The following is a 10200-nucleotide window of genomic DNA, read 5'->3' as shown; positions in this document are numbered from 1 at the left end:
TCTGAGGTGGAAGTGTGGTGACACATGGAGCTGACAGATACTAATCGATCGAGGACTTAACCTAAAATGATTTGTGAATGGTTTATCACACGTTATCTAGTTTTGAGAGAATACTTCTCAAGAAGCCGAAAGGATACTCGGCTAAAGGCCCTCACGTCCTGTGAGGAACGCCCAGTACCTACGTCCTGTAGGCAATTTGTTTGGTGGCGATAGCGAAGAGGTCACACCCGTTCCCATACCGAACACGGAAGTTAAGCTCTTCAGCGCCGATGGTAGTTGGGGGTTTCCCCCTGTGAGAGTAGGACGCCGCCAAGCTGATTTTTTTTAATATCTTTACCTTGCATGAAACGAAGCAATTCTTTATTCCGCAGTAGCTCAGTGGTAGAGCAATCGGCTGTTAACCGATCGGTCGTAGGTTCGAGTCCTACCTGCGGAGCCAATGCTTCCATAGCTCAGCAGGTAGAGCACTTCCATGGTAAGGAAGAGGTCAGCGGTTCGAGCCCGCTTGGAAGCTTACATGAATATGTTGAGATGATACAGTTTTCCTGACGATTGGAACTGTTATTTTTTTACTCAAAAATAGGTGAGATAAAAAGCAGTGACAAAGCTAGATTTCCTCTAGTTTGTCACTGTTTTTACTTTATGATGAAGTACATCAGTAACTTCATATATAATGAGCTTTATCCTTGTTTTGTTGTCATTTTTAATCATGTTTTTATTAATAAGGTTAGTAAACAGCAGCATTTCGATGACAAGTGTTACTATCAATTTGGCACTGCCATTGCAAGCTGGTGGCATTTAAACAGTAGAGGTCTTTTTGTACCTTATGTGAATGTTATATGATCGTCATGATTCGAAGGTTTTAAACAAATTAACAATTGGGGACGTACTTTTTGATAAAATTTTTACGTCTTCATGCATTGACAATCTGTTTCCATAAAGGTAAAATATAATAGAACATACGTTCTAAAAGATTTACCCCTCTTATATTGGCTTCCTTTTGGAGGCCTTTTTTTATTGGTATCCTTCATTTATGTTCAGCGCATTTACCCGCGTTATATGACCTTTAAACATCTAATAACGGATCTAATTGAGCCGAAGTAAAAAATACATGAAAGGGGGAGCCTCTGTTCAAACTAGGATGGGAGGTAAAATGATAAATGATACATATATGGATAACTGGATTTTTATTATGGGCTCAAGTTGGCGCACTTTCTGATCAATTAACAGTTACACAACAAGGTCAGACAATTGCTACTGTAAATCGTGAAGACTTTATCATGTCTCCTTCTAGTACTCCAATCATTGATCAAGAAAAATATCGTAAGTTTATTGACGAACTTGATAAAAAAATTTACCGGAATTCTGAAAACGCCATGATTGATCATAAAGGTGAAATTATTCCAGGACGGATCGGATATAAACTTTATCGGCAAGCGTTTAATGAGAAGTTTTATTCATATTTATTTGGCCATGGTCCAGCACAAGTAGAAGTGCCGGAGTTAAATATTTATCCAAAAGTTGATAGTGAATTACTCGCTCACATTCGGACACAGCTGATAGGTCGGTATGTGACTTATTTTAATTCTAACAACCAAAGTCGTTCACATAATATAGCACTTGCTACAAAAGCAATTGATAATCATGTTATTTTTCCTAATGAAGTTTTTTCATTTAATAAAGTAGTCGGAATGAGAACCGAAGATAAGGGGTATATGCGAGCTCCTGTTATTGTTAGAGGTGAATTGTCTGAGGGGGTTGGTGGAGGCATTTGTCAGGTATCTTCAACACTATTTAATGCAGTTGATCGGGCAGGGCTCCGTATCGTCCAGCGCTTTTCCCATAGTAGGCGTGTACCTTATGTACCACCTAAGCGAGATGCCACTGTCAGTTGGGAAGGGCCCGACTTTCGCTTTCAAAACAGATATAACCAGCCGATTTTGATTCGTGCTAAACAAAATAAAGGAAGTATTGTTATTACAGTGTACTCTTCTGATGTCATCAATCATGAGCAACGCAAAGTTCCGAAGGCCCCATCTCGCTTGCCAAAAGAAATAAACGCGGAATGATGATCAATATTTATTATGTGACGTTAGGGTAAGTCTGTGCTGTATAAATATTTCAAATACTTTTTAAACGTCAAAAAGGGCATCCACTTGTCAAAAAATTGACTTATCGAATAGCCCTTTTTTTCGTTAAGACCCGTTGTTCAAAATACCGTAAATGTGGTTGTTCACAGCACCAAACGATTTTATATTGTTTTGTATATTGGAAAAAAGAATGACATATCTTTTTCCTGTTTGGCTGAAGTTGTTTAAAATATTATAACCAGGCATGACACCATGGCTTGAATAGTTTCCGTATGCAATGTAAAAGCCCATGCCATATGTGGCGCGATAAGGTGTAAACATTTTTCTAAAGCTTACATCGGAAATAATGGTTCTTTCAAATAGTGCTTTGTCAAACAAATACATATCATAAGCAGTCATATACATATCGCCTGCCCCGTAAAGCTGTGATAAATCAGGCATATAAGGAGTAGATAGTTTTTTTAACATGTTTAATTTATAGCCTGTTGATTTTTGAGCTTGGTTAGCAAATGTTTGATAAAACCCTGCGTGTTTCATACCGGCAGGTTTAAAAATGTGTTCGTCAATATATTGGTCAATTGGTTCACCGCTCAGTTTAGAAACAATGTAGGCCAGTACAGAATAGTTAGAGTCTTTATATTTCCATATTCCTGGTGGATTCACCACACCGCGATTTTTAATGTCCTTCATAAGGTTTTCTGGTGAAATATGTCCTTTAGTTTCTTTGTGACCTTTAATTCCTGATGTGTGTGTCAATAGGTTGTATAAAGTAATATTTGAACCATTAGGAAAATCGGGAATGTATGTAGAAACAGGATCGTTTACTGACAGTAAACCTTTTTCTTCAAGTTGGAGAACAGCAGTTGCTATAATTGATTTTTGTGCAGAACCAATATAAAAAACGGTATCAGTTGTATTCTGCACCTTTTTCTCGCGGTCTGCATAAGAATAGCCTTTGCTGGTAACAATCTTTCCTTTATCCACGATCAGTGCCGTACCGCTGAAGCCAATGCTTTTCAAATACTGATCGACTTGTTTATTTTCGTTTTTCGTCACGATACTGCTCTGTTTTTTTGGGTGATGTTTCTTTTTCTTTTCGAGTTTTGTTGGTTTCTCAGATGCCTGCAAATGATTTTCTTGGTGTTGATATAAATTTGCTGGGACAATAACATAAAAAGCCACACAAGCAAGAAATAAGGCGGTTAATAGTAGCCGTCGTCTTATTTTTTTATGTTTTTGTTTAGTTGTTCGTGTACTGTATGATCTGGACATGGCGGTACTCCTTCTAAATGATGTGACGTATTTACTGACGCATGACCCCCTTAAAAAGTTTCTTCCAATTAGAAATAATTTCATACATCAATCATTCAGTTAAATTATTCCACCCCGTTTTTGTTATCATGAGTTTGTCCTAAACGTGCTTATATGCTTTTATGATCAAATTTTTGGTTTCCACACTATTCAAATAGATTAGTTGTTTTTGTGGTATGGCTTTTTGCTTCGTGTTCTTTAGCTAAGGTAGCATTATTTCGCCAAACTCTAGATTGATTTGGGCTTAACTCTATTAATTTAATCAATGTCGTTCTTCTTCGGTAGCAATTACTTTTTCAGCAAATTGGCATCTTTGGAAATCTAGCCGTTTCGCATAATTTGAGAAAAAAACAAGCTTGCCTCCTTATGAGGGCAAGCGAGAAAGGAAGAAGACTTGATGACAAGAAAAAGAGATCGATTTGCTCTTATCATCATGATCCTCATTTCTGCGTACTCTTTTGTACTTTAATAGCTTACTCCGCTCGCTGAGACAGGATTACATGCTAATCGTTATACTACCTCAAATCGTTTATATGTTTAGTGTTAATGGAATGAAGTTTGTGATGGCCGTGCTTTGTGGAATCACGTTATTCATTATGATTACAATCATTTTCTTTATTAGTAATAGGGGTTGTAGGTATCGGTGTCCTATTAACAATTGTTAATATGCTTTGGTATTTTATCGCATTTCGGTCATCCACAACATTCCGAAAAGCTTGATGTTTAATAAAGTAAATATTTCTTTCTGATTTTCATAAACTGATTTTTCTCGGCATCCATTTTTTTGAAAACCTCATCAGTTGATGCGCCTTTTTCAATCACTGCTTGAATCCAGCCATTGCCGACGAGACGATTGAAGCTTCCTGAGGCAAGGAACTTAAAGTTATCCGGATAAAGGTCGTGTATCGTTTTAATAATGGTGATGCCGGTTTTGACAGCTTGAAATGTGGATCTGTCTGTTACATAAAGCTCAACACCGTGGCACAATTGATGTTGGTATTTTGAAAATGTTGGTGTAAACGATGCTGCTCTGAATCGAACGCCTGGTCGCTTTAAACTGTTCAATTTTTCGGCGAGAACTGTGCTATTAATGTAGGGTGCACCGATCAATTCAAATGGTTTTGTTGTCCCTCTTCCCTCAGAAACATTTGTTCCTTCAAGTAAGCCCGTGCCAGGATAGACATTGCTTGTATCAGGAGTCGGCATGTTTGGTGAAGGGAGGACGAAAGGAAGTTCTGTATCTTTAAAAAACATTTGTCGTTTCCAGCCCTTCATTTTAATGACGGTTAAGTCAGCACCGATCTTGAATTCTCGATTAAAAAGTTTTGCCAGTTCACCGGTTGTCATTCCGTGTACTAAAGGTATCGGGTATCTTCCAACAAAAGACGAATAGTTTGGATCAAGGACAGGGCCTTCCACTTTTTTTCCGCTTTGTGGATTAGGCCGGTCTAGGACGACAAAAGGAATGTTGTTTTCTTTCGCTGCTTCCATTGCATATGCCATTGTGTAAATGTAAGTGTAAAAACGGGTTCCCACATCTTGAATATCAAAGAGGAGAACATCAATATGTTGGAGCATTTCGGCTGTCGGCTTTTTTGTCTTACCATAAAGGCTGTAAACAGGTAGCCCGGTTTTTTCATCAATGTATGAGTCGACTTGATCACCTGCTTGTGTATCACCTCTAACACCGTGCTCAGGTCCAAACAGTGCGGCAAGCTTAATATCTGGATCTTGATGGAGTAAATCAATGCTACTTGTCAGGTGAGAATCAACACCAGTAGGATTTGTAATCAGTCCGATTCTTTTATTGGTTAAAAAACGTTTGTTGTTCATGAGCATTTCAATGCCTGGTAAGACTTTTTGGTCTGGACAGGCTGCTCCTGTCAATGTGCCAACAACAACAATTCCTGTCAACAACCACAGTGGTTTTTTTCTCATCATCTTCCCTCCTGACTAAGCGGCTTACCGGTTTTCAGATTTAATCCATAGCCGTATTTATAGAGGATTTGACCTGGATGTGTGACTGAAGGGATATCAACTGGTAATCGCCCTCTCGGTTTTGCTCTTCCGAAGATGACTTCCACCCCGGCTGGAATATTCGGCTGTCTGAAACGTCCGTCAGTATAGCCTTTAAAGCCATATACGGCAATCGCCGCTTGAGCTTCTTCAAAATTTGCTGTGTCATAAGGATTGCGAAGACTCATTAAAACAAATTTTTTCTGATTGAACTGTGCATATTTCATGGCGGCTCGAGGGAAAATGGTCGCCCATTTGTTTGAATCATGATAGGTGGTTTCCTCATTTAAGACCGGGTCGTTTTTGACGATATATGATCCTGTAATCACATAATCAGCTTGATCGATTTGTTTTTCAATTGCTTTGTTAAAACTTTTTTTTGCAAAATGATATTCCTTTATGACTGCTTTTCTGTTGATCTTTCTAATCGTTTTTTTGATCGCTTTTGTTTGTTCTTCAAAAGGTGCAAGAACTAAAATGGTGTCCCCTTTTTTCGGTTTAAATGGCAGTGTTTTGTGTTTGTTTTTTAAAACGGTCACACCTTCTCGTGCCATTTTCATTTCTTGTTTCAAATGTTTTTGATTTCCAACTGTTTTTAAAGCGCGTTTGATTTTTTTTCGGATTGAAGTAGAATCATCATTCAGAATACCGCGCTTCATTTTTGCTGTCAGGATTCGCTCGACCGATTGATTGATCTGCTTGATGGGTATCGCCCCTTGTTTGACGGCATGAAGCAGGGACTGAAACACAGTTGCTAAGTTGTTTTCTGTTTTAAGGGATGTCACTTTCGCTGGCATAAGTGCAATATCTACACCTGCTTGAATAGCCATGATAACGGCTTTCTCTTGACCAAAATGATCTGAAATGGCTTTCATGTTTAAAGCATCTGTTACGACAATACCATCAAATCCAAGCTTTTTCCGTAAAAGGTCTGTGATCACTTTTTTAGAAAGCGTTGCGGGAACAATGATGTCTTGCCCATCTTTGTTGCTTTTGTAAGTTGTATCATCAAAGGCAGGGAATTGGACGTGTGCTGTCATGACCATGTCAATTCCTTTAGCAATTGCTTGTTTAAAAGGATAGAGTTCGACACGATTGAGTCGATCGCGGTCGTGCGGAACAAGCGGCAGACCTAAATGGCTATCAACACTTGTATCACCGTGGCCAGGGAAATGTTTTGCTGTCGCTATGATCTGTTCCTTTTGTAGTCCTTTCATCGTCTTGATACCTAGCTGAGCTGCTAATTCAGGTTTTGAACTGTAGGAGCGAATCCCGATCACCGGATTATTGGGATTGTTGTTTACATCAAGTACCGGACTAAAGTTAACATTGATGCCTAATGCAGCTAATTCTTTCCCAATCAGTTTTCCTGATCGGTAAGCGTTTTTTCGGCTTCTTGAAGCGCCAAGTGCCATATTTCCAGGTAAGTTTGTACCTGACTCCAAACGCGTGACAATCCCACCTTCTTGATCAATCGCTATGAAAAGCGGGAGCTTTCGACTGGCCTTTTGTAATCCATTTGTTAAACGAACCGTTTGTTCAGTGCCAGTAACGTTTTCTGCAAAGAGAATAACACCACCTAGATGATATTGGTGAATGATACTGGCTACTTCAGTATTCATTTTTGTTAATCCTGTAGGCTTAGACTCCCCTTTTTTTTGCCAACTTCTAAAATCTAGCATCAACATTTGACCAAGTTTTTCTTCAAGTGACATGCATTTGACCATCTGTTTGATCGGCTGTTTTTTTGCATCAGCCTGTTCAGCACTTGGCGCTAATGTGAGTGAAAATAGCAATGTGGCGATCAGGGTGTATCGAAAAACTACTTTCATTTGAAAAGTCGCCTCCTATTGATGATTCAATGCTTCATAAATAGCGGTCATCACACTTCCGTATTTACCTGTGGCAAATCCATCACCTTCAAATTGATTCGGGTTTTTCTCAGGATCGATGACTGGCGAATGTTTTTTATTGGTCAGTAAGACAATCCCTAATTGATAGGCCGGATCAATAAGTGTAATTGTTCCCGTCGAACCGGTATGTCCGTACGCTTGTTTACTCGCATGTTTTCCGAACATCCATTCTATATCGCGATTTCGATTTAATCGCCATCCTAAACCATATGTGTCATAGGTGGGCTTAGTGAACTGTTGAATGATTGTGTTGCTAAAGAACTGGTGAGACCCATAACCACCGCCATTCAGCATGACTTGAAGGAGTACAGCCATATCTTCAGTTGTTGAAAATAAACCCGCATGACCTGAAATACCTGCCATTGAATAAAATGCTTTTTCATCATGAACTTCGCCTTGTAATGTATATCTCCTGACATGAGGAAATGAAACAATTCCATCACGTGTATTTCCCATCCGTTCAGTGGCTGCGAAATGACGTGGTTTAAAACCTTTCTGCAAAGGATTAAACATTGTATGGGTGAGACCGAGTGGTTTGTAAAACTGTTGTTCAACATATCTGTCCAATCGTTGGTTCGTGATGTTTTCGATGATTAGCCCCAACAGCATGTAATCGATATCACTGTAAATTTGTTTTGTTCTAGGTTTGTATGCAAGTGGTGTTTTTCCAAGGAACTCCAATGTTTTTTGGCGTTCTTGAGAATAAAGCTGCCCCGCTCTTTTCGGATCATAGTAACTCCAACTTGCTGGAAGTCCGGCTCTGTGTTGAAGTAAGTCACGAACACGAAGCTGTTTTTTTCCTTTGATGGTGTCTTTCGGATCATCTTTAAACTCCGGAATATAATGTGAGACTTTTGCATCTAGATTAAGCTTGCCGCAGTTTGTTAAATGTTGCAGAGCAAAGTTGATAGCATACATTTTTGTATTGGAAGCGAGATCAAACATTGTATCAGTCTTCATTTTTCTCGGATGTCTTAACAGGTTGAGTCGATTGTATTTTTTCTTATAGCCATAAGCCTCTTTTTTTACAATCATGCTATCTTTGATCACGATTAATGTAGCACCGGGAAATCCTGCTCGAATATCTTTTTCAATCAACCGGTCAACTTTCTCTAGTTTTTCTGCTGAAAATCCAGCATCTTCAGGAGTTTTTGCATGTTTTAAGACAGGGAATGTTTGTTGTTGATCTGCAATACTCGCAGAAGAGGTGGAAGGATATATCATTGTAATGGATAACAAGGCTGTAAGCATGGGAATCACACTTTTCTTCATGGTGTTGCTCCTTTCTTCAAATAAATGTTAATGGTAATTTTAAACAAACGTTTGATTAAATTCAACTACATCATCTTTGATTTATTAGGGACGATGGTATAGGAAAGGCAAAAACCAGAGGTGAGCGTTCGTATTGGGCTTAGTGTATGAAATTATTGGGGGTTAGGTTAAGCTGATGAAAAGTATACTGGTGTTTTTTTCTTTTGTGATCATTCTTCCATGCCGAATAAAGGCAGCTCGCTTTTTCAAATAGCTAGCAGAAGCGGCTTGGACTGTTGTGAAATTTGTCCGCACTTTGTCATCCCTATGACAATATCTCAATTCAAGGTCATTTTTTAGCCAATAAATGTTGATGGCTCAGGGAATTTCAGAAATCAAACGAAATGAATGAAGAGTAGTAGTGATTCCGTGTATTTTCAAAAAGGATGGCCTATCCTGAGATCCATTACTGATATTGTAGAAGTAAATTAAATAAAGTTGGGAAATATCCGTTTGTGAAAAACTGCCGCCTTTCTGTTTAACATCAATCAAAAAGTATATCGAATTCTTCCGTCCCCTCACTATTTATGGAGAAGTACCATTAGTAAAACAAATTGAAGATTACATAAAACACAACCCCAGCCTTTAAGTGAACTACAATCTGTCAAGTAGACAATGGAAATAATGAAAACACTTGACGGTTTTAGCCATAGATTCCTCGGGCTGAGGCTGATCCATTTAAGATATTTATTTTGTTATTTTAAAAATATGCAATCTACAATGATTAAAGTTCAGCTATTTGCTGTTCAGAAATGACTCGGAAGCCTTCTTTTTTAAGTAGAGCTGCTGTGATCCCGTTTCCGATCATTTTGCTACCAGAAAAACTTCCATCATATATATAATTACTGCCACAGGAAGGGCTGTTTTCTTTTAACACAACGGTATCCGCTTGAATCTCTCTAGCTAGTTCAAGTGTTTTATAAGCACCTCTTAAATAGAGCTCTGTTACATCTTCTCCAGACTTTGTGATAATGACGGCGTTGCCATTTAACACATCTTCACCCGTTTTTCCCTCTGCAATTTCCGCAGGCTCTCTTGGAGTTTGAAAACCACCGAGCAATTCAGGACAGGCTGTCACTGCTTTATTTTTCGTTATCAGTTTGTTTATTTTTTCTACATTGCAATGGGTTCCATTATATCGGCATTCAATTCCTGCTAAACAAGAGCTGACTAATATCATCTATGTTTACTCCCCTCAAAAAATAGATACTTATATTGTAAACAAAAACGTTTGTCGTTACTAAAAACATCAGCCGAAAATTTCGAAAATAAAAATTTTAAATTATCTCTTTACAACTAGGGGTCAACCTGTATATAATAATCTTTGTCAGCTTTGAGGAATCGCTGATGTGTTTGATCAGGCCCGTTGGTCAAGCGGTTAAGACACCGCCCTTTCACGGCGGTAACACGGGTTCGAATCCCGTACGGGTCACCATTTTAGGAACAGCATTTTTAAGCAGACATGCACTTGTCTTCAAATTAAGGGTTAACATCTGTTATGATGCAGTACTTGTACTTTAAAAGTAAAAGGAAGGCATGCTAAGAGCGCAACGTCCTGT

At 38.7% G+C, this 10200-nt stretch carries 6 protein-coding genes, 3 tRNA genes and 1 rRNA gene; 5 read left to right on the top strand and 5 right to left on the bottom strand.

Features of this window, described 5'->3' with window-relative positions; translation table 11 throughout:
* Positions 1-199: 199 nt before the first annotated feature.
* The 4 genes from rrf to PDT38_RS17490 all read left to right on the top strand — a co-directional run bounded on the left by rrf (position 200) and on the right by PDT38_RS17490 (position 2069).
* Positions 200-315, top strand: a 5S ribosomal RNA gene (gene rrf, locus PDT38_RS17505).
* 49 nt (positions 316-364) lie between these two features.
* Positions 365-439 (top strand) — tRNA-Asn (locus tag PDT38_RS17500).
* A 2-nt stretch (positions 440-441) separates the two neighbouring features.
* Positions 442-514, top strand: a tRNA-Thr gene (locus PDT38_RS17495).
* A gap of 646 nt (positions 515-1160) precedes the next feature.
* A complete protein-coding gene (locus tag PDT38_RS17490; RefSeq protein ID WP_270803378.1) occupies positions 1161-2069 on the top strand; it encodes a VanW family protein in 909 nt (302 codons plus the stop codon).
* A gap of 126 nt (positions 2070-2195) precedes the next feature.
* Here PDT38_RS17490 and PDT38_RS17485 read toward each other — a convergent pair whose 3' ends face one another.
* The 5 genes from PDT38_RS17485 to PDT38_RS17465 form a co-directional block, all read right to left on the bottom strand.
* Positions 2196-3362: a serine hydrolase domain-containing protein gene (locus PDT38_RS17485; RefSeq protein ID WP_270803377.1), complete on the bottom strand. Its 1167-nt coding sequence runs from the start codon at positions 3360-3362 to the stop codon at positions 2196-2198.
* A 762-nt stretch (positions 3363-4124) separates the two neighbouring features.
* A complete protein-coding gene (locus tag PDT38_RS17480; protein WP_270803376.1) occupies positions 4125-5339 on the bottom strand; it encodes an exo-beta-N-acetylmuramidase NamZ family protein in 1215 nt (404 codons plus the stop codon).
* Entirely contained in the window at positions 5339-7249 is a 1911-nt protein-coding gene (locus PDT38_RS17475) for a glycoside hydrolase family 3 protein (RefSeq protein WP_270803375.1), read from the bottom strand. The genes PDT38_RS17480 and PDT38_RS17475 overlap by 1 nt, the downstream gene beginning before the upstream one ends.
* 15 nt (positions 7250-7264) lie before the next feature.
* Positions 7265-8602 carry a penicillin binding protein PBP4B gene (gene pbp4b, locus PDT38_RS17470; RefSeq protein WP_270803374.1) on the bottom strand — a complete coding sequence of 446 codons (1338 nt, stop codon included), beginning with the start codon at positions 8600-8602 and terminating at the stop codon, positions 7265-7267.
* Between the two features lie 763 nt (positions 8603-9365).
* On the bottom strand, positions 9366-9821 hold the full coding sequence (locus tag PDT38_RS17465; protein ID WP_270803373.1) for a DUF523 domain-containing protein: 456 nt from the start codon (positions 9819-9821) through the stop codon (positions 9366-9368).
* 180 nt (positions 9822-10001) lie between these two features.
* Here PDT38_RS17465 and PDT38_RS17460 point away from each other — a divergent pair.
* Positions 10002-10076 (top strand) — tRNA-Glu (locus PDT38_RS17460).
* Positions 10077-10200 lie beyond the last annotated feature (124 nt).

It is taken from the genome of Bacillus changyiensis (assembly GCF_027706145.1).
Lineage (GTDB): Bacteria > Bacillota > Bacilli > Bacillales > Bacillaceae > Bacillus > Bacillus changyiensis.
This window is presented reverse-complemented; position numbering and strand designations above follow the sequence as displayed.